At 40.2% G+C, this 21,050-nt stretch carries 20 protein-coding genes; 10 read left to right on the top strand and 10 right to left on the bottom strand.

Going from position 1 to position 21,050, the window contains the following annotated elements; genetic code table 11:
- Positions 1 to 303: 303 nt before the first annotated feature.
- Positions 304 to 1,128, top strand: coding sequence for a hypothetical protein (locus M3206_RS07795; RefSeq protein WP_251311954.1), 825 nt, complete (start codon positions 304 to 306; stop codon positions 1,126 to 1,128).
- Positions 1,129 to 1,310: 182 nt separating this feature from the next.
- Positions 1,311 to 2,768 (top strand): NAD(P)/FAD-dependent oxidoreductase, encoded by a 1,458-nt coding sequence (locus M3206_RS07790; RefSeq protein ID WP_251311953.1) that lies wholly within the window; start codon positions 1,311 to 1,313, stop codon positions 2,766 to 2,768.
- 79 nt (positions 2,769 to 2,847) lie between these two features.
- Here M3206_RS07790 and brnQ read toward each other — a convergent pair whose 3' ends face one another.
- The 4 genes from brnQ to M3206_RS07770 all read right to left on the bottom strand — a co-directional run bounded on the left by brnQ (position 2,848) and on the right by M3206_RS07770 (position 5,940).
- Positions 2,848 to 4,158, bottom strand: coding sequence for a branched-chain amino acid transport system II carrier protein (gene brnQ, locus M3206_RS07785; protein ID WP_251311952.1), 1,311 nt, complete (start codon positions 4,156 to 4,158; stop codon positions 2,848 to 2,850).
- 187 nt (positions 4,159 to 4,345) lie between these two features.
- Positions 4,346 to 4,891: a YhcN/YlaJ family sporulation lipoprotein gene (locus tag M3206_RS07780; RefSeq protein WP_251311951.1), complete on the bottom strand. Its 546-nt coding sequence runs from the start codon at positions 4,889 to 4,891 to the stop codon at positions 4,346 to 4,348.
- A gap of 132 nt (positions 4,892 to 5,023) precedes the next feature.
- The gene (locus tag M3206_RS07775) at positions 5,024 to 5,638 is read right to left on the bottom strand and encodes a DedA family protein (RefSeq protein ID WP_251311950.1); all 615 of its coding nucleotides are present in this window, start codon (positions 5,636 to 5,638) and stop codon (positions 5,024 to 5,026) included.
- Positions 5,639 to 5,769: 131 nt separating this feature from the next.
- Positions 5,770 to 5,940, bottom strand: a complete 171-nt coding sequence (locus M3206_RS07770) for a hypothetical protein (RefSeq protein WP_251311949.1) — start codon at positions 5,938 to 5,940, stop codon at positions 5,770 to 5,772.
- Positions 5,941 to 6,013: 73 nt separating this feature from the next.
- On the opposite strand from M3206_RS07770, the gene M3206_RS07765 reads away from it, so the two are divergent.
- Entirely contained in the window at positions 6,014 to 6,325 is a 312-nt protein-coding gene (locus M3206_RS07765) for an MTH1187 family thiamine-binding protein (RefSeq protein WP_251311948.1), read from the top strand.
- Positions 6,326 to 6,442: 117 nt separating this feature from the next.
- On the opposite strand, the gene M3206_RS07760 is transcribed toward M3206_RS07765, so the two are convergent.
- Both M3206_RS07760 and M3206_RS07755 read right to left on the bottom strand, forming a co-directional pair.
- Positions 6,443 to 8,011: a flotillin family protein gene (locus M3206_RS07760; protein WP_251311947.1), complete on the bottom strand. Its 1,569-nt coding sequence runs from the start codon at positions 8,009 to 8,011 to the stop codon at positions 6,443 to 6,445.
- Between the two features lie 15 nt (positions 8,012 to 8,026).
- Positions 8,027 to 8,560 carry an NfeD family protein gene (locus M3206_RS07755; protein WP_251311946.1) on the bottom strand — a complete coding sequence of 178 codons (534 nt, stop codon included), beginning with the start codon at positions 8,558 to 8,560 and terminating at the stop codon, positions 8,027 to 8,029.
- A gap of 233 nt (positions 8,561 to 8,793) precedes the next feature.
- Here M3206_RS07755 and M3206_RS07750 point away from each other — a divergent pair, with 233 nt between their 5' ends.
- A complete protein-coding gene (locus M3206_RS07750; RefSeq protein WP_251311945.1) occupies positions 8,794 to 9,471 on the top strand; it encodes a DNA alkylation repair protein in 678 nt (225 codons plus the stop codon).
- A 24-nt stretch (positions 9,472 to 9,495) separates the two neighbouring features.
- Here the strand turns inward: M3206_RS07750 and M3206_RS07745 are convergent, their stop codons facing one another.
- Entirely contained in the window at positions 9,496 to 10,260 is a 765-nt protein-coding gene (locus tag M3206_RS07745; protein ID WP_251311944.1) for a hypothetical protein, read from the bottom strand.
- 226 nt (positions 10,261 to 10,486) lie between these two features.
- On the opposite strand from M3206_RS07745, the gene M3206_RS07740 reads away from it, so the two are divergent.
- The 4 genes from M3206_RS07740 to M3206_RS07725 all read left to right on the top strand — a co-directional run bounded on the left by M3206_RS07740 (position 10,487) and on the right by M3206_RS07725 (position 13,987).
- Positions 10,487 to 11,779, top strand: a complete 1,293-nt coding sequence (locus tag M3206_RS07740; RefSeq protein WP_251311943.1) for a homoserine dehydrogenase — start codon at positions 10,487 to 10,489, stop codon at positions 11,777 to 11,779.
- A gap of 1 nt (position 11,780) precedes the next feature.
- Complete coding sequence (thrC, locus tag M3206_RS07735) at positions 11,781 to 12,839, top strand: threonine synthase (RefSeq protein WP_251311942.1); 1,059 nt, start codon at positions 11,781 to 11,783, stop codon at positions 12,837 to 12,839.
- On the top strand, positions 12,840 to 13,757 hold the full coding sequence (gene thrB, locus M3206_RS07730; protein WP_251311941.1) for a homoserine kinase: 918 nt from the start codon (positions 12,840 to 12,842) through the stop codon (positions 13,755 to 13,757). It begins immediately after the preceding gene.
- Positions 13,758 to 13,843: 86 nt separating this feature from the next.
- Positions 13,844 to 13,987, top strand: coding sequence for a hypothetical protein (locus M3206_RS07725; RefSeq protein ID WP_251311940.1), 144 nt, complete (start codon positions 13,844 to 13,846; stop codon positions 13,985 to 13,987).
- Positions 13,988 to 14,036: 49 nt separating this feature from the next.
- Here the strand turns inward: M3206_RS07725 and M3206_RS07720 are convergent, their stop codons facing one another.
- The 3 genes from M3206_RS07720 to M3206_RS07710 form a co-directional block, all read right to left on the bottom strand.
- Entirely contained in the window at positions 14,037 to 15,215 is a 1,179-nt protein-coding gene (locus M3206_RS07720) for a glycosyl hydrolase family 18 protein (RefSeq protein ID WP_251311939.1), read from the bottom strand.
- A gap of 249 nt (positions 15,216 to 15,464) precedes the next feature.
- On the bottom strand, positions 15,465 to 16,700 hold the full coding sequence (locus tag M3206_RS07715; RefSeq protein WP_251311938.1) for an aminopeptidase: 1,236 nt from the start codon (positions 16,698 to 16,700) through the stop codon (positions 15,465 to 15,467).
- A 134-nt stretch (positions 16,701 to 16,834) separates the two neighbouring features.
- Complete coding sequence (locus M3206_RS07710; protein WP_349774005.1) at positions 16,835 to 17,656, bottom strand: GAF domain-containing protein; 822 nt, start codon at positions 17,654 to 17,656, stop codon at positions 16,835 to 16,837.
- 511 nt (positions 17,657 to 18,167) lie between these two features.
- Between M3206_RS07710 and M3206_RS07705 the strand changes: the two genes are divergently transcribed.
- A complete protein-coding gene (locus tag M3206_RS07705; protein WP_251311936.1) occupies positions 18,168 to 20,552 on the top strand; it encodes an immune inhibitor A domain-containing protein in 2,385 nt (794 codons plus the stop codon).
- Between the two features lie 93 nt (positions 20,553 to 20,645).
- Positions 20,646 to 20,996, top strand: coding sequence for a hypothetical protein (locus tag M3206_RS07700; RefSeq protein ID WP_251311935.1), 351 nt, complete (start codon positions 20,646 to 20,648; stop codon positions 20,994 to 20,996).
- Positions 20,997 to 21,050: the final 54 nt, after the last annotated feature.

The following is a 21,050-nucleotide window of genomic DNA, read 5'->3' as shown; positions in this document are numbered from 1 at the left end:
CCCCCTGTCTGCACAGGATATTACATACTATGGCAAGAGGAGAAAGTTGGTGTTTTTTAAATATTGAAATCTGGTACTGAAGCTCTTCGTCCGTTTTTTAAAATCCATTTGATTCAAAAACCATTGTTTCTACCAAACACTGCTCTATATATAACTTTCTCAAAAAAAAAAGGGTTTATATCCTATATTTCTGTTCCATTTGAAGACCAAGGAAATCCTTCATTACCTTTCTCCAGACTAAGGATAAAAATAAAAAATTTACCCATATTAAGGAAGAGAAATTTAGGAAGCGAGGCTTCAACCATGTGGAAGAAAATTGTTATTGGGACCTTACTGGTCAGTAGTCTTTTTGCGTACCCTGAACCCTACCTCGCAAAAGAACCGTTAACGTATTTTCCAATCGTAAAAAAGGGAGACGTTTTACCGTGGAAGAAAGTAAGTAAACTGATTCCGAAAGGTTCAACTTTTAAAGTAATCGATCTTGAAACCGGTTTTTATTTTCGAGTACAGCGAAGAGCTGGAAATCAGCATGCAGATGTTCAGCCTTTAACCCACGATGATACTGCTGTTTTAAAGCATCTATATAACGGAAAATGGAGCTGGAAACGCAGGGCGGTGCTAATCCCTGTGAAAGGGAGAATGATTGCAGGAAGCATGCATGGAATGCCTCATGGAGCTGGTGCGTTAGAGAATGGCTTTCCGGGTCACTTTTGCATTCATTTTTCAGGTAGTTCTACTCATCGCTCAAGGAATATCGACCCATCTCATCAATTGATGATCTTAAAAGCTGGAGACAAGCTGAATCGATATGCTGCAGGTGCAAGCGCAAAACAAACCGTGTCCATGTTCCTTATCGGCATGAAACAGCAAGATATTAAAATCGCCAAACCCATCCTTAGTACTGCTTTGTTACATAACGCTAAGATTAAGGATCTATTTAAAGGCGTAACCGGCTTGAATTATGAAATAAAGAAGAATAACTCAAGGTACCCGCCTATCGTGCGTACTGAAGTTTCCGCAAGAGTTAAACAATATGATGAAGACGGCAAGCATAACAGGGTTTATCGATTTTCGTTAGAGCGTAAGTCTATGACAGATGGATGGAAAATCATAAAGATTAAGTACTAATTGAGGACAGTTCACAAGCAGGATGCCCTGCTTGTGAACTGTTTTTTAATACAAATACGAATGATTTATAACTTTTTTTGAAAATTGTTCGGTTTTTAGTTGAAATTTGATCGGATAATTGTTATATTTACCAAGGGTTACAATATATCAATGAACTTAACGACTTTTTCAAGGGGGATATCATGAATACCCATTATGATGTAATTGTTGTTGGAGCAGGTCCTGCCGGAATATTTACAAGTTATGAACTAACTAGACAATTGCCAGAAGCGAAAATTTTATTAATCGATAAAGGACACGATATTTACGCGAGATCATGCCCTATTTTAGAAAAGAAAATTAAAAAATGTCCGCCAGCTGCTGGGCGAAAAGAGTTTGCTGGATGTCTTCCTGCTTGCTCCATTACAAACGGTTTCGGCGGTGCCGGTGCTTATTCGGACGGAAAGTTCAACATTACTTCTGAATTTGGCGGATGGATGACAGATTACCTTCCTGAAGATAAAGTTGTAGAACTTATAAAATATGTGGATGAAGTCAATCTAGAGCATGGTGCAACAGATTCCATTACAGATCCTCTTACACCAAAAGTAAAAGAGATTGAAAAAAGAGGCTATGCTGCAGGCTTGAAACTATTGCGTGCACAAGTCCGTCACTTAGGAACGGAACAAAACTTAGAGATTTTAAAAAGTATATATGAGTATTTAAAAACGCGAATTGACATGAAATATAAAGCAGAAGTTGAGGATATTCTTACGGAACGAACAGAATCAGGCTATGTTTCAAAAGGGATTCTTTTAAAGGATGGAACTTCGCTAACTGCTACAAAGACAGTCATTGTTCCTGGCCGTGACGGATCTACATGGCTGACTAAGATTTTAAAGAAGCGCCGTGTTAAGATGACCGCAAATCAAGTGGATATTGGTGTTCGTGTGGAAACATCAAATCTTGTGATGGAAGAGATCAATGAGCATCTGTATGAAGGAAAGTTTGTTTTCAATACCTCTGTCGGAACAAAAGTCCGTACTTTCTGTTCCAATCCTTCAGGACACGTCGTGGTTGAAAATCATTCAGGAATCATGCTGGCCAACGGTCATGCTTATAAAGATCCTAAACTGGGAAGCGAGAATACAAACTTTGCTCTGCTAGTGTCCCATCAGTTTGCTGAGCCGTTTGACCAACCGACTGAATATGCGCATGAAGTATCAAAATTAGCGAATCAGCTTTCAATGGGTGGTCTTGTTGTACAAAAATACGGAGATATCCTAAAAGGCCGTCGTTCAACAGAGAAACGTATAAAAGAAGGATTCTTACGCCCTACTTTAAAAGAAGCTGTGCCTGGCGATCTTGGTCTTGTCCTTCCCTATAACACAATGAAAAGTCTTATTGAGATGACAGAAGCGCTTGACAAAGTAACGCCAGGAATCGCATCTGAGCATACTCTCTTTTATGGTGTGGAAGCCAAATTCTATTCAGCACGTCCTAAACTTGATGATAAGTTTGAATCTGAAATCAGCGGATTATATGTGGGTGGAGACGGAGCCGGAATCACTCGCGGCCTAGCCCAAGCAAGTGCATGCGGTGTTTGGATCGCTCAAAATGTTGCGGCTAAGCTAAAAGAAAAAGTACCAGCGATGGTGTAAATAGAAAGCTTGTCCATATCACTTCAAACACAACAAAAAAACGATGCAAGAAGGATTACTCCTCTCGCATCGTTTTTGTTCAAGTTGAGAATATAACGATTCTTCCTCTGACCAAAGCGATAATGAAACCAACGATTGCTCCTATGATCGCCGGAATCAGCCATCCGATCCCATCAGCATACATAGGAATGTGAGAATAAATCTGATCAATCGTTCCTAGGTTCAAACCAAATGCTTTTAATCCATCTGCAATCGAAATTAAAGCTGTTGCGATAATAGCACCTAGATAAACTTCCTGTCGCCCAGAAAATGCGTCATGAAGGAATGATAAAAGGATCAGCACAATAGCCACAGGATAAATTGCTGTCAGCACAGGCACAGATATAGAAATCAGTTGACTAAGACCAACATTTGAAACGGCTGCACTAAAGATACTTAAGGCAAGAATGACTCCTTTATAAGACAGCTTCGGGAATCTTTTTTGTGCAAATTCGCCCGTAGCTGTTACAAGTCCGACAGATGTCGTCAAACAAGCGAGTGCCACTGCTAATCCGAGTAACAAGTTCCCCGTTTCTCCAAACAATTGATAAACGACATTCGTTAAAATTTGTCCGCCATTCTCCGATTTTCCAAGACTCTGGCTTGTTGCGCCAAGATAAGCAAGAATGCCATAGACTGCCGCTAAACAAACTGCCGCAATCACACCTGCTTTTATAACCATCTTTGTTACATTTTCTTTTTTCATGCCTGGTGTCTTCACGGCTGTAATGACTACGATACCAAATGCGAGAGCACCCAGCGTGTCCATCGTTAAATAACCGTCCATAAATCCTTTAACCAACGGGCTAGCCTCATATTCTGGCGTAGGGTTACCCAGTTTACCGACAGGTGTAATTAGTGCTTTTACAAGTACGGAACCTATAATAAAAAGTAAAACCGGCGTTAAGATATTCCCAATTCGATCTACTAGCTTAGAGGGATTTAACGCAAGCCAATACGTAATTGCAAAAAATACAATAGTAAAAATGAACAGTGGTAGTCCTGTATTTATTCCTTCAGGAAGGAAGGGTAATGCGGCCATTTCAAAGGCCACTGTCCCAGTCCTTGGAATACCAAAGAACGGTCCGATCGCTAAATATAAGACAATGGCAAAAACTGATCCAAATAAGGGATTAACGCGTTCAGTTAGAGTATGCAGTCCCCCGCCTACTCGTGCTAGTGCAATCACTCCTAAAAGCGGCAGACCTACTCCAGTTATGAAAAAGCCGGCCATGGAAAGCCAGACCTTATCCCCCGCTGCCTGACCTAATGCCGGCGGAAATATTAAATTTCCTGCTCCAAAGAACAATGCAAATAACATTAATCCCACCGAGAGCGTTCGTTTCTCCATGTAGTGTTCCTCCTCTGTGGTCCAAAAAACGATCTATTTTTATCGAATTATGTCGAATTTATTTAATTACCATATGTAGTTGTAACACGATTACCGATTGGAGTCAATATTCAGATATAATGAATTTTCTAATAAATCGTGACAAGGGAGAAGGACTGAGAAATTCTCAGCCCTCTTTAAGAGTTAATTAACGATCTGTAGGGAAAATACGGCGGATCGTATCGTTGAATTCTTTGATGAATTCAGTCACAGGATTTCCTTTGTTGATCTCATCTGCCCATTCGTTCATTCTGTCCAAAAAGTCTGGATTTGTTGAAACGAATACATCGTTGATATCAGGATCTGTATTTCGAACCTTATCCGCGATCTTCTCTTCCGTTTCTTTTGTTAGCTTCATGTTTTCTCCGCCTTCAAGCTTGGCAGCTACATAAGCATTATTATCTGTCACGATTACTGTTGCATCTTCAACTTCTTTTAATTCAGTTACTTTATCAGCGGCTTCGTCAGCAACATCCATACGTGCATTTTCATCATACTGATTGTCCATACCCACGTCCAGATTGTTGTCTAAATCATTATCTAGATCACGGTCAGCACGGTTATCGTAGTTTACTTCTGTCATGTTATCGCGTGATTCTTCTCCTAAGTCTTTATCTTTATCATTCATTGCGCAAGCCCCAAGAAAAGAAGACAGCACGATAGCCATAGTAGTAACTAAAATGGTCTTTTTCATATTTAGATGACACTCCCTTGTTAAATTTTTGACTGTCATCTTATAAAATTTGTAGGGAGAAGAGAAAATATACATCCTGTAAAGTTTTAACCCTGATAAAGTCAATTAAAAAAAGCTCCCTTGAGGAGCCTCTTATTTATACCATTCATTGGAGTATGTGCTCTTATTTTTCGGCTTGAAGATCAGCCAAGCAATGACACTTAAAGCAAGAAGAGAAAATGCATATATTCCGATTTTATGAATAACATCCATGACAATGTACCAGCGCCCCGCAAGTTGATAGCCAATTAAAATGAAGAAAGAACACCAAAAAACAGCACCAAAATAAGCATAGACGGCAAACTGTTTAAACTTCAAAGAGTACATACCTGCAAAATAAGCTGTAAGGTGTCTGACTCCAGGAACAAAGTAACCAAACAACAATGCCGCTTTTCCGTACTTTAAAAAGAATTGCTGCGTTTTATTTATTTTATCATCAGAGATCCCAACTTTTGGACCAACTTTATATAAGAGTGGTTTCCCACATATTCTTCCAAAAAAATAGCTCCCCGTACTACCTGTTAGCGCTCCCAAAAACGCACTCAGTAAAGCGGGAACCACAGGCAGGTCACCAGCAAAAATAAAATAGCCAACTGTAGCTAAAAGGATCTCATCAGGAATCGGCAATCCAATTATGCCAAGAGCTAATAGTAGAAAAATTCCAAAATAGCTATATTGATAAATAATATTTATTAAGTCAAATTCCATGACGTCACCAACTTCTTTTTTTACACCTTCTACCATTGTAACGATAATATGGGGTATTTGGAAAGAGGAAAACGAAAATTATTAAGAATAAGTGTCTATCTTAACATATGCCATGTAGGACGAGATGGCCACTAATCAATAAGGAATGACACATCATTCCACGCATAACAGTCCTCAAAAAGTTCCTGTTCGCCGATCCTAATCAACTCTTCATCTATCTTTTTCCCACCAAGTGTAAGATATGCACGTTTGGCAGGATTATCTTTTAAGACCAAACGATCTGTGTACAAAAATATATTCATTGTTGGACTTCTTTCATTTTTGTTCCTTCTCCTGGATTTGCTACAATGTGAGAAAAGAACAGGAGTTGAGAAAATGCCTATCGCAGATATTACAATCATCCCAATCGGTACGGAAACCCCAAGTGTAAGTTCATATGTAGCAAAAATACAAAAGGTCCTTCAGCAAAATGAAGGGAAAGTCAAATATCAGCTCACACCAATGAGCACGTTGATCGAAGGTGAGCTTTCTGACCTTTTTGATGTGATCCAGGAGCTTCACGAGGTTCCATTTGAAAGTGGGATTCAGCGTGTTGCTACGAATATCCGCATTGATGACCGCCGGGATAAAAAATCAACGATGGAAGGTAAACTGCAAGCCGTTGAAGAGCAGATGAATCGCTCGTAAAACTGGGCAACGTCTTTCATCGTGCATATTTCATTCTGAGCGCGCATAACAACCTCATATTTAGCAAAAAGCTTACTCGTGATGGCTGTTTCCGGCCCACGAGTAAGCTTTTTTCTATTATTCGCCTTTAACCGCTGTTACTTCTGTTGCTTTTTCTTTTGTTCCGGCAGCGTTTGGTTCTTTTTTTGCAAATTCTATGCGTAGGTCGTCAATACTTTGACGCACGTTTCCTTTTCCTGAGAAGTTTTCAAGCATTTCTTTAACATCAATCCCAGAGGAAGCCTTTAGAGACTCTTGCAAGCTTGACATCAAGTTTGTAGCATAACCTGTAATACGGTTGGCTCCGCCGTTCTCACCGCCGCCTGTATCTACTACTGTGATCTTATCGATGTTCGATAACGGTGCTGCCACTTGCTTCGCGTATTCTGGAAGCATCTTGATCATCATATCCATCATCGCTGCCTGGCCGTATAACTCGAACGCTTCGGCGATCTTTTGCTTCGCTTCTGCTTCTGCAAGACCTTTTAAGCGGATAACTTCAGCTTCAGATTCCCCTTTAGCACGTTCCGCTTCGGCTCTTGAAAGACCATCTAATCGAACTTTTTCTGCTTCCGCTTTTGCCATTGCTTCTACACGATATTTGTGTGCGTCAGCCTCAGCAACTTGCTTGCGCTTTTCAGCCTCTGCTGATTGCTCAACAGCATAGCGGTCTGCATCAGCTTTCTTCTTAACTTCTGAATCATACTGCTTTTCACGACGTGCAATTTCTTTTTCTTCTAGCTCGATCTGTTTTTGACGCTCAATGATCTTGATCTGCATCTGCTGCTCTGTAACCTGCTGTTTCGCAATCGCTTCTTCTAGGTGGTATGCCTGGTCAGCACGCGCTTTCGCAACGTCCTGTTCACGTCTGAATTCCGCTACTTTCAGCTGGTTCATCTTTTCAGCTTCCGCTACTTCTGTTGCACGGCCAAGTTCGGATTGTTTCGCTTCTTTATCTGCTTCAGCACGTTTGATTCGTGTTTCTTTTTCAGCCTCAGCTGTTGCGATGTCAGCATCACGTTTAACTTGTGCGATACGAGGCTTACCAAGTGCGTCAAGGTATCCATTCTTATCACGTACATCTTTTATCGTAAATGAAACGATGATCAATCCCATTTTTGCAAGGTCTTGAGACGCGACACGCTGAACCTCTTGAGAGAATTTTTCACGGTTTTTATAGATTTCTTCAACGGTCATTGATCCGAGGATCGAACGCAAGTGACCTTCTAGTACTTCACGCGCTTCATTCTCACGGTCTTCTTTTGTTTTTCCTAAGAACTGTTCAGCTGCCGTTGCGATTTCGCCGATTGAACTTCCGACTTTGATGATTGCCGTTCCATCAGCCATAACTGGAACACCTTGTTCTGTATATACTTCTGGTGTTTGAACATCTAGCTTGCTCGTTAATAAGCTAAGGGGTTTTGCTTGCTGGAATACCGGCAGAACAAATGTACCGCCTCCGCGTACGATTTTGATTCTGTTGCCAGACTCATCGATATTAACGTTTTTGCTTCCTAAGAAGCTTCCCGTTACGATCAAGGCTTCATCAGGACTTGCTGTACGATATTTTGTAATAAATACACTGATAAGAGCAGCTACTAGAAATACAGCAACTCCGATGACAATAAATAATGGTGAAAAACTCATGAAATCCCCTCCAGATTAATGAAAATATGTTTGTTCAACTTGCTCGTAACGCATTACTGACACGACACCTTTTTGAATATCGATGATTAGGATTTTTTCCCCTTGCTGAATCGGTTTGTTATCTATACTTATGGCAGTTTTTGAGATTCTGCCGCTGATTCCTTCAATTAAGATTTCTCCAAAACCATCGGCTGGAACCGATGTAATGACAGTTCCCACTCTTCCTTTTAGATCCTCGTCGCGATAGGCTAATGACTCTTCAGCTGATCGGATGGGTACCAAAACGAAAACATTTAAAAGGGTGACGAGTAATAGCGATAGCAGAGCACTGAATATCAGGATGAACCAGCTGTTGATGGCGGTCATAACTTCAAGCAGATAACCTGAAGCGCTGCCGATCGTGAAGAATGAAAGAACAAGTGCTGGATGCAAGAACTCCATTGCTGCATCAAGCATGTCACCAAAAAGAATATACACGAATGTGATACATCCAAAAACGATGAAACTTCCTAAGTATATAGTGGATAACGGATACCCGAACAGTTCCATAGTCATCTCTCCCTATCCCTTTTTTGAATCCTTATCATTTTTAGATAACAAGCCCCCCATGTCGAATTTCTTTAATCCTATCAAAAGCATCAAGAGAAACATGTAAGATTTTGTCGACAAATTATATAATTTCCAATATTGGTTTTATATTCATTTATTACGGAAGACTCTGTAAAAAGTTTCAGTTTATTAACTAAATTTTGTATAATTCTGTTAAAGAGAGGATGGGATGTATGTATACAGAAGATTTATGGATACATTTGAAGAAACAGGAGAACAAAGATGACGCGATTCATATGAAAAAATATATGAGAGATCAGTTTGAATTCTTTGGACTGCGGTCACCCGTTCTAAAAGAACACTTAAAAGTTTTTTTAAAAGAAAAGGGGCTTCCACCTCCAGAAGAACTCTCATCTGTCTTAAAAGAATTTTGGTCAAGACCAGAGCGTGAAATGCAATATGCGGGGTTGTCTGTTGTTAATAAGCTAAAAAAACATATGAAGAAGAGTGACATCGAATGGATTGAGTTTATCATCCTTCATAAAAGCTGGTGGGACACTATAGATCACATTGCTAAGAATATTGCAGGGTATTACTTTAAAAAGTTCCCTGAAGAAATCATTCCTGTAACGGAGCGTTGGATTGCATCTCAAAACATCTGGCTGATGAGATCAGCTATCCTATTTCAATTGGGATATAAAGAAGAGACCGATAAAGAACGGTTGGCACATATAATTAAAGAGACCAAATATGAGCAAGACTTCTTTATTCGAAAGGGAATCGGCTGGGCTTTGCGCGAATACGCGAAGGTTAACCCATTTTGGGTGTGGGATTTCGTACATAAGGAGAAATTAAGCCCTCTCTCCTATAAAGAAGCCATCAAAAACATAAAGAAAACAAAGCAGCCGTGAAGATGAACGGCTGCTTTTACTTGTTTATGACGAGATTCCTAGTTTAGAAGCGACATATCGGATGGCATAATGGAATGACACAAAGTTCTTTTGATTTGTATCAATTCCGAGTGTTACCATGTTCTTCACCATATCTTGTTTAAAACCGCAATACAAGACTTCTGCTCCCATAAGTTCAACCGTTGATGTAAGTTTTTGAATTTCGTACCCAATATCCGGATCTTCTACTGTACGGATTCCTGAAAAGTCTACGATGACATATTCAGCATGAAAGTTTAAACATTCTTTTAATAGTTTACTTGTTAAGTTTTTCATTCTTTCTAAAGTCAGCTCACCGATAAGCGGAACGAGAAGTGTGTTTTCCGCGATCGTCGGCAAAATGGGAGTAGAAAGTTCATTAATAATCGCTTTCGTTCTTTCCTTTTCTTTTTCACGTTCAGTGACGTCTCTCCATGTCAGGATATACCCTCGTCTTTCTCCTCTAACAATGAGTTCCGTTACGATCAGTCTAGCAATGAACTTGTTAAAGAGAACAAGCTGCATATCGATGGGAAAATCACCTTTTTGAAGCATCTCTTCTTGATAAGAAGGATTTTTATGAAAACGGGCCATAGGCATACCGATCAGATCATCGGCTTTTTCCAGTTTAAAATAGGCCTTCAGGGAATCAATAAATTCTTTAGCAGAATCATTCATCCAACTAATCTTATAATCTAAATCTATAATGAAAATATTTTCTTCTAAACATTGAAGTGTATCCGTAATGGTGTCTTCTAAATGATAAACCATATAAAGTTATCCCCTTCTTAACATACTGTATTTATCATATCTGAGTTCCGCACATACTTCTACAAATTTCACCTATATTCTCATCGTTTCCCATTCTATCACCTTAAATGTAAGCGCTGTCTTATTCTTTACAAAGAAAACGGTTGTAACCTTCCTTCATACCATGTAAAATGTCCCTATCAAACATACAATTGTATTTCTCAGAAAAACATAAGGGGTGGATGAAATGGTAGATCAAGTTTCGGTTGGACTTTTAGGACTAGGTACGGTTGGCAGCGGTGTTGTTAGAATGATTGAAGGAAACCGTGAAGAACTTCAGCATCGTGTGGGCTGTCCTGTGAATATTGAAAAAATCTTAGTTCAAAACACTGAAAAAGAACGTCTGGTTGCCATCAAAAATGACTGGCTGACTCAAGAACCACATGAAGTATTAGAAAATCCCGATATTCAAGTTGTCATTGAAGTAATGGGAGGCATCGACCTTGCCCGTGAATATATTACCCTTGCTTTACAAAATAAAAAACATGTTATTACAGCTAATAAAGATCTTATGGCACTTCATGGTACTGAACTCTTACAAATTGCACAAGAAAACGAATGTGACCTTTTCTATGAGGCAAGTGTTGCAGGTGGAATCCCAATTATCCGTTCACTCGTAGATGGACTTGCTTCTGACAGGATCACAAAAATGATGGGCATCGTAAACGGAACAACGAATTATATCCTTACTAAAATGGATAAACAGCAGCGTCATTATGAAGAGGTGCTAAAAGAAGCACAGTCCTTGGGTTATGCCGAAGCTGACCCGACTTCTGATGTTGAAGGAATTGATGCAGCAAGGAAGATGGCGATCCTCTCGACACTTGGTTTCTCTATGCATATCCACCTTGATGATGTACAAGTAACAGGTATCTCAAGTGTCACACAAGAAGATCTTGAATACGCGAGACAGTTTGGATATACCCTTAAGCTCATCGGAAACGCAAAGAAAGACAACGGCAAAGTAGAGATCAGTGTTGAACCTACATTGTTGCCAGATTCTCATCCATTAGCAAGTGTACAGAATGAATACAATGCCGTTTATGTATATGGAGAATCTGTTGGAGAGACGATGTTTTTCGGTCCTGGTGCCGGTCAGCTTCCAACTGCGACATCCGTCGTATCGGATCTAGTAGCTGTCGTTAAAAATATGCGTCTAGGTGTTAACGGGAAAAACGCTGTTGCTCCTCAATTTGATAAACAATTAAAACAGCCTGAAGAAATCGATGGTAAGTTCTTTTACAGACTGCACATAAAAGATGAAGCTGGCGCATTTTCAGCGATTACTTCCCTTTTTGCCCTTCATGAGATCTCTTTGGAAAAGTTAATCCAGAGTCCTGTTGGTAAAAAAGGTGTTGCAGAAGTAGTCATCGTTACTCACGGTACGAACAAGGCGCAAGACAACCATGTATACAATTTACTGCGTGATTCAGATGTGGTCCAAGAAATCAAAAGTCATTACAGAGTGGAGGGCGCTTAACATGAACTGGAATGGATTATTACAGCAATATAAAGAACACTTACCCGTGAATGAAGACACGCCTCTGCTTACTTTAAATGAAGGTCATACCCCACTCATTCCGTTAGAGCATCTTTCAAAAGAATGGGGCATCAAACTGTATGCAAAATATGAAGGTGCAAATCCAACAGGTTCTTTTAAAGACCGAGGGATGGTGCTTGCCGTAGCAAAAGCGAAAGAAGCCGGTAGCAAAGCGATTATCTGCGCATCAACAGGCAATACTTCTGCAGCGGCTGCCGCCTATGGGGCGCGTGCCGGTCTACGCTGTATTGTTGTGATTCCCGATGGAAAAATTGCTCAAGGCAAACTGGCCCAAGCGAAGATGTATGGAGCTGAAATTTTTGCTATTCAAGGAAATTTTGATGAAGCTCTAGAAATGGTTAAACAGATGAGCGAAGAAGAAGGTTATACACTTGTTAATTCGGTAAATCCCTACCGGTTAGAAGGTCAAAAAACAGCAGCTTTCGAACTGGTAGATTCACTCGAGAAAGCACCGGACGTTCTCGCGATCCCTGTCGGAAACGCGGGCAACATAAGTGCGTACTGGAAAGGATTTAAAGAATACGATTCAGTTAAAGCTTCCGGCCTGCCAAGAATACATGGCTTTCAAGCAGTGGGTGCTGCCCCTATTGTAAACGGCAGCCCTGTGAAGAATCCTGATACGATCGCAACGGCTATCCGAATCGGCAATCCGGCAAGCTGGCAGCTTGCAACCGCCGCACTTGAAGAGTCAGGCGGAATCATCGACAGTGTAACAGATGAGGAAATTTTAGAAGCTTATCAGATGCTTGCTTCAAAAGAAGGTGTGTTTGCAGAACCGGCATCTTGCAGTACGATCGCAGGTTTATATAAACAGCATAAACAAGGACTCTTGCCAAAAGGCGCTTCTGTCGTTGCCGTTTTAACGGGTAATGGATTGAAGGATCCTGACATCGCATTAAAAACGGTCTCACAGGAACCAGTTGTAATTCCTAATGACCTGGAACAATTACGTCAACAGCTGAAAGGATGTGTCGTTTAAATGAACTTTGATGCTTTTTCCATTCATGTACCCGCCAGCACTGCCAACCTTGGCCCTGGCTTCGATTCTGTAGGACTTGCCCTCAATCGTTACTTATCCGTTCATGTGCAGCCAGCATCAGAATGGAAAACATTCTTTTTTGGCGAAGAACTAGAATCTTTAAATGATGAGGAACAAAATTTAATCGTTCAAGCTGCTCAATTTACAGCAAACACTTATGATAAAGTCCTCCCTGCTTGCAGATTAGAAGTAGAGAGCGGGTTCCCTCTTTCAAAGGGAATGGGAAGTTCAGCATCAGCAATCGTAGCGGGAATCGAACTCGCTGATTGCCTTTTAGACCTCCAGCTTTCAAAGAAGGAAAAGTCAGTTTTAGCTTGTTCGTTAGAAAAACATCCGGATAACGTAATCCCTGCCATTTATGGCGGACTGACAATCAGCTTTTATAATGGAAAAGATGTTGAAACGGTCCACGTTCCGGATGTTGCCGTTGAAATGATCGTCGCGATTCCTGATGAAGTTCTTCATACAAAAGAATCCCGAAAGTCATTGCCAAATCTTCTTCCCTTTAATAAAGCGGTAGAAGCAAGTGCGATCAGCAATGTACTCGTTGCAGCCCTCATAAAGAATGACTGGGAAAAAGCGGCGGATATGATGAAACGTGATCTTTTTCATGAACCTTTCAGAACAAAGAATATGCCTTTTTATCATGAGCTAAAAGAAAAAGCTATCTCACTCGGTGCATATGGGGCTTCAATCAGTGGTTCTGGACCTTCGATCGTTTTCTTTACTCCTCATCAAAAAGCAGCAGCAATAACAGAGCAGCTGGCATATCTGTATCCAGACTACTCTTTTGAAACTGTGTTTCCTGACAGAAAAGGCACAGTGGTAAATAAGTCTTTATCCGCCGCAGCCTTATAGGACTAACGTTTCTATTCCTCCTGATCGCGTTTGGTTTTACAAGAGCGTGGTAAAGGACTATATCAAATCCTTTGGGAGGGATTAACGTGACGGAAGAAAAGAATGAAGTGATCAAGGAAAGCTTTAAAGAACAGGAAAAGAAAAGGCAAGAAAGAGAGCAAGCGAAATTTGAACAGACAAAGCGGATTCCGAATGAGCAGAATCGGATGATTGATACACAGAAACGATAATAACAAAGTGGCCGACTTGATTTATTGAAGTCGGCCACTTTCTCGTTTATTACCTTTTTATGATTTTGAATTCATCTCGAAGCAATGTCCAGTTTTCTGGGAAAGGTTCTCCAAGTACCCAATACGCAAGACCTCTTAGTTTATATTGTTTAACAAGCTTGTTTTTTGCTTCGGCACTTTGTTCATTTTCAAACCATACAACATGTTCTTTACCTCTGTCATCTGTATAGTTAAAGAATGGAGCTTGCGCATCATTATCATATTTAACCGTAGCGTTTTCTTTTAAAGCTAAATCATGTGCTTCTAGTGGAGCAACACGTTTCGCAAATTTGTTTCCTTTTTTATAAGGAAGTGTCCAGTCATATCCGTAAAGAGGGGCGCCCATGATGATCTTTTCAGGCGGTATAACGGAAACGGCATAATCAACTACTTTTTTCACTTGCGGAACAGGTGCAACAGCCATTGGAGGTCCGCCAGACCAGCCCCACTCGTAAGTCATGAGTACCACAAAATCAGCCAGTTCTCCATGGCGCTTGTAATCATGTGCACCATGCCAAGGTCCTTTTTGTTCGTCACTTGTTTTAGGAGCTAGTGCGGTTGAAACCTTGAACCCTTCTTTTTGTACTTTAGGAATAATGGTTTCTAAAAAGCCATTGTATAATTCGCGATCTTTTTCTTTGATGTGCTCAAAATCGATGTTTAGCGCTTTGTAGCCTTTTTGTTTCATCGTACTGATCACACTGCCGATCAGTGTTTTTGAGGCTTGTTTATCAGTGAAGATGTTATGTGCGATTTCAGGAGAAAAGTTTCCTTCTGAAAAGTTTGTTAACACCATCATTGGCATAGCACGTGTTTTTTTGATTTCTTTAAGTGCAGCCCAGTCCTTGATCGGTTTTAATGTTCCATTTTTGTTTACTTGGTAACTGAAGAATGCGATATAAGTAAGATCGTTTTCTGCTTCTTGCACATCTTTAACCGATTGTTTTGGTTCAATTGGCTCTAAAAACCCAAGTGTTTCAATTTTCGGCTTAGGATGTTTGGTCTCCGCTTTTGTAGTATCCGGTGTTTTTTTCTTAGGTGAGTGGATCTGTTCAACCCTAGGATTTGCTTTCGGTTTATTGCTCACATTCTTGGGCGCAGCTTCACTCTCTTCTAAATTATTATTGCCTCCGCCGCAGCCGGAAAGTACAATCGTGCACGCCACAAAGAGCGCGATTAATTTTTTCATAGATAAACCTCCTCTAGTTTTCGTTATTTTTCCTTGAGGAGGCAAGATATATTCTAAATTTTTTTAAAAGATAAGATGGTTCATATTGAAAGGTAGTCATGCTTTACCCTCCTTCTTTAGCGAGAAAAACTAAAAAGAAATCGACTATTTTTCTAAAATTTGGTATCCTGTTGATTGAGGTTTGCTTGTAAGTTCATAACGTTATATTCCATAAAAAAAAAGACTCCGCATATGGAGTCTTTTTTTGGTTTAGATCGCCCAATTTCCGTTTTTGAATAATGGGATGCGTTTGCCATCTTCAAATTCGGCTTCAATCTCAAGATCAGCAGATCCGATCATGAAATCTGTATGGCCTCTGCTGTGATTAATTTCTCTTTCTTCCATAAGTTCAGGTGTAAGGTTCCCTGCCTCTTTAACAGACATTGTGATCGCAGTGCCGATGGCCAAATGACAAGAAGCATTTTCATCATACAAGGTATTGTTAAAAATGATGCCTGAGTTTGAGATTGGTGAGTCATAAGGTACAAGCGCCACCTCCCCTAAATAACCCATACCATCGTCGATGCTGAGCAGCTGTTTCAGCGTGTCGTATCCTTCTTCAGCTGTAAAATCGATTACTTTTCCATCTTTAAACGTCAAGCTGAAGTTGTTGATCATGTTCCCCATTGCAGATAAAGGCTTTGTGCTGGATACCTTTCCATTAACACCATATTTTCTAGGCGTAGTGAAAACTTCTTCGGTTGGCAGGTTCGGAATGTAGTAAGTGCCAAACGTGGAATGATGTCCCCCGCCAATCCATGTATGATCAGGGTGTAAATCAATGCTTAGATCCGTTCCTTCTGATCTGTAATGCAGTGTTTTAATTCTTTGTTCGTTTAAGTAGTTCACTTTTTCTGAGAGTGCATGAACATGCTCTTCCCATGCAGCAACCGGATCTTCCTGGTCGACGCGAACCGTTTTGAAGATCGCTTCCCATAAAGCAGACACTGCTTCTTCTTCACTTTTCTCAGGGAAAACGGTTTTTGCCCAGCCTTCTGTTGGCGCACCAGCAATTACCCAGTGCATATCTCCTCTAAGCTGGCCAGCTGAAAAAGCCTGCAGCTTCTCGCCTCTATTTTTCTGAACAAACATCATGCGTTCAGAAGGAACACCTTTGTATGCGTTTGGATCATTGCCAGTTATCATTAAGAAACAATCATGATTTTCTACGAGAGTGTTATACTTATCGACCTCCCAAGATTGAAGGTCATCTTTAAGTACTTCTTCTTTTGCGTTCGTATAATGAATTCGGTTGGTTTGAGTATCTACCCAATCCACCATCACTTTGTGGCAGCCGTTCTTATAGGCATGCTCCGTTACTTTACGAGTAAATTCTGCTGTTTCAATTGGAGAACTAATTAATAGCTTCTGTCCCTCTTGCATGCTCAAACCAACTTTTACAACAAGTTCAGCATATTGGTCTAATTTTTCTTCAAATGATTTCATAACATACCCCTCCAGTGAGCTCAAATAAAAACGACTGATAAGTTTATAATATACATTATAAAGTAAAAAGAAAATGTAGACTAATCAAAACTAAAAAAAGAGCCATTTTTTATCCTGGCCCTTACTCTTAAAGTCTATGATTTTTTATTTAATACAAATCCAATATGAGAGAGTGCACTCTCTAAGTTACTAGTTATGACTATATCTTCAAAATCCACGTCTACTTCCATCGTCTTTATCGCCAAATCAGGTCTGAAGCCTGTAAGAATTGGTGATACACCTATTAATTTTAAAAGCTTCACGATATTGAGAAGATAGCTGCTTACAGAATTATTAATCTGACTGATCCCCGATAGATCGATAATCATGTACTCTAAGTCTAAGTCCATACTGCTGTTTAACGTATTTTGTATGATAATATCAGCTCGGTATTCGCTAATATGTCCAATGATCGGTAATATGGCAATGCCTTTCGTCAGTGGAACAATTGGTACGGATAAATCCTTTATTTCTTTGTTGGCTTTGTCCAGCTCCAATACATAAGTCAAAAGAGAAGACATCGTCTGAAAAAGTTCGACATGCTGGTCGGTAAATTCAAAGCGTTTTGTATCCAGCCCACAGATCGTACCGTAATTTTCTCCATCTTCGTAATAGATGGGTATCGCTATAAAACTCCCACCACCTAAACTGGCTGTCACACTTAGCTCTTTCGTCCGCTCATTTTCGTTAATATCTTCAATCATCAGGATTTCCCTGCCTTTATCTACACTAATCTTACAAAAGGTTTCATGGAATGGCAGAGTAGATCCCTCTTCTAATAACGTTTCTTCTTTATTGATTACTTTTTTTATTTCGTTCACTTTTTGATCGTTTTTCGCAATAAATAACGTGTTAATGTTAATCAGCTTACTCATAAAAGTAAGAATGTTCTCCGTTGCTTCCTCGAAATTCTTCACGGATTTAGGGTGAATAGAAAATGACAATGGATTGACCGACCTTTCATGTCATGGAATTGACTTATTTATGTAGATGAAAAGACTCCACCTTTCTAATTTCCCTATATAAGTAAAAGTAAACATGTTGAGCCTAATGTTTTTGGTGGAGAAATGAGAAAGATGTTTGTTTGGTAGAGTTTTCACGGTACGTGTCTTTTCATTTATTACACGTTCGCGCAAACTGCACTACATTTCGCACAACTTCCTCTAGTTTCGCTCAATGCCGATCTTAAATTCTTGATCTTCGCTCAAAATAGGTACCTTTTCGCGCAAACTGCCTGCTGCTGGGTTTAGTATCTTCTTTAATCAACACATTTAATAGTAATAATTTCCCATCACAGATTTAAAACAAGGGATATATCTCCTATTCTAGTATTCGACATTGCGTGGTAACATTTTGAATATGCGGAATTATTCGACAATGATTATTGTTGATTCCGGCTGTGAAAATACGACTAGGGGGGGAATTTTAGTGAAAAAGGGAAAATGGGTATCAGCTGCCCTTGCGGCATTGTTGAGCTGCAGCACTTTTGCAAGCGTAAGCGCCGCACCTGTCAATGTTCAGTCTGATGCAAAAACATCACCGGTAGAGGAAAAAAGTCTTAAACACGCGGGTGGTCCTTTCGATTTAGCAGTGGCTAATGATGAAAAATTAATAGAAATGCTCAAGAAGAACGGACAGATCTCAAAAAATGCAAGTGAAACACAGGCACAAGCAAAGCTTCAACAATTCTTGAAAAACAAACAAGAGAATGCACAATCTCTTCCAAAGGGAGAACTGGAAGACAAACATGCTAAACATGATGAAAAAGGACACAAAAAACATAAAAAAGATGGTCTTAAGCACGGCAAGAAAGGTAAAGGAAAAAAAGACATCAAGCCTGTTGAGGAAGAAAAATGGACAGGCGATCAGCGTGTGGATAATGTTCTGGTATTACTAGTCGAATATCCAGATTTTCCTGCTTCTAACATCACACCAGAAGAAACAGATATGTACTATGCGAATTACTCAAAAGAACATTATGAAGATATGATTTTCGGTGAAGATGGATATGAAGGTCCAAATGGTGAAGATTTAATCTCTGTAAAAGAGTTTTATGAGCAGCAATCCGGAGGAAGCTATTCGATCACAGGTAAAGTCGGCGGCTGGTATCAAGCTAAATACCCTGCTGCTTACTATGGTGGGAACGATCCAGCGCCAGATGGTAGTGATGCGAATCCGCGCGAGCTAGTAAGAGAAGCATTAACAGCTGCAGCTAACGACCCAAACATTGATTTAAGTGAATTTGACCAAGAAGATCGCTATGATTTGGACGGAGATGGAAATCTTCGTGAACCAGATGGCTTAGTCGATCACTTGATGATTGTTCACTCTAGTGTTGGTGAAGAAGCTGGAGGCGGACAACTTGGTGGGGATGCCGTATGGAGCCATCGTTGGAACCTTGGAGATGTATTCCCAATGGATGGTACGGAAGCAGAGGTCCCTTATTGGGGTGGAAACATGGCGGCTTACGATTATACAATCGAACCTGCTGATGGAGCCGCTGGCGTATTCGCTCATGAATACGGCCATGACTTAGGTCTGCCTGATGAATATGACACGCAATACTCTGGAACTGGTGAACCGATCGCATACTGGTCCATCATGTCTAGCGGAAGCTGGGCTGGAGATATTCCGGGAACAGAGCCAACTGGATTCAGTGCTTGGTCAAAAGAATATTTACAATCCAGTATGGAAGGATCTAACTGGTTAACAGGCGAAACGTTCGATTTGAAGGAATTAAGCCCTAAAGGCACAGAAGTTTTATTAGATCAAGCGAATACAAAAGGAACAAACCATGATGCTGTTCGTGTCGATCTTCCTCAAAAGGAAACGGTTGTTAATACTCCATTCAGCGGAGCGTATGAGTATCATGGCGGCAGCGGAAATAACTTGGATAACGACATGATTACATCCGTTGATCTAACAAACGCATCTTCTGCAACCCTTTCTTTTAAAGCGTGGTATGACATTGAAACAGATTGGGATTATGCATCTGTTCAAGTGAAAGAAGAAGGTTCTGAAGCTTGGGTAGCTATCCCTGGTAATATAACAACAGATACTGATCCGCACGAGCAAAATCCTGGTCATGGAATTACAGGTAAATCTGATGGATGGATTGATGCAACCTTTGACCTTTCCGCTTTTGCAGGCAAGAATATTCAAGTAAAGCTTAACTATTGGACAGATGTTGCAGCAGTTAATCCAGGGATCTATGTTGATGATGTAAGTGTAACCGTAGACGGTACACAAACATTGTTTGATGATGCAGAAGGTGAGCCTGCTTTTACGTTAGAAGGCTTTAAGAAAGACCAAGGGAAATTCTACTCTGACCACTACTATCTATTAGAGTGGAGAAATCATGAAGGCGTTGACGAAGGTTTAGCACATATCCGCCGTGGCAATAGCTTAATGCAATATGATGGAGGTTTACTCGTTTGGTATGTGGATAATAGCTACAGTGATAACTGGACAGGTATTCACCCTGGAGACGGATTCCTCGGTGTGGTGGATGCGAATCAAGAAACGCTAAAATGGAGCGACAAGTCCGTTGCATCTTCTCGCTACCAAATCCATGATGCAGCGTTCAGCAAGAAAAAGAGCGCCAAAATGTTCCTTGATTATCGTGAGTTGCTCGGGTTGACGCTAACTGATAACAAAGTTAACCCAACTCATAAATTTAACGATAAAAAAGACTACAGCAACCCTGGAATGCCTGATGCTGGCCGTGACATTCCAACATTCGGACTTCAGTTTGAAGTTGTAGGTACAAGCAAGGATGATTCAGTAGCGAAGATCAAGTTAGCCCGCAGATAAATAAAACATCAGCAAAACCCAATTGCCCTCATGCAATTGGGTTTTGTGTCATAATAAATAGAAAAGAAGAAACAAGCGTAAAGGAGTGATTCTATGAAACAATGGCTGACTCTATTCTTTCTTGTTTTATTCACCGTTTCATTTACAGCCTGTTCAAACTCAGAAAGCTCCAAAAAGAATCAACCTGTTGAAAAAAAACCTACAACCGAGGCGGTTCAAATGATAGCGAACGATGAGAAAATTATTGAGATGCTTAAGAAAAAAGGTGAGATTCCTGAAGATGCTTCACCAGAGGATATCAAGACAGCTCTGGAAAAATATCTAAAAAACAAGGCACCTGGACCTGGCAGTTTACAGGACGAAAAAGAAAAAAAGAATTATATTAATAAACTGAAAGAAGAAATTCAAAAGAATCATAATAACAATCAAGAGGATAAATCATGATTAGATTTATCCCCTTTTTTTCTACTTAGATATTTGATATACCCTAGTGGACCT

It is taken from the genome of Fictibacillus phosphorivorans, assembly GCF_023715845.1.
Lineage (GTDB): Bacteria > Bacillota > Bacilli > Bacillales > Fictibacillaceae > Fictibacillus > Fictibacillus phosphorivorans_D.
The sequence above is the reverse complement of the archived record's forward strand: the minus strand, read 5'-3'. Positions and strand labels throughout refer to the sequence as shown.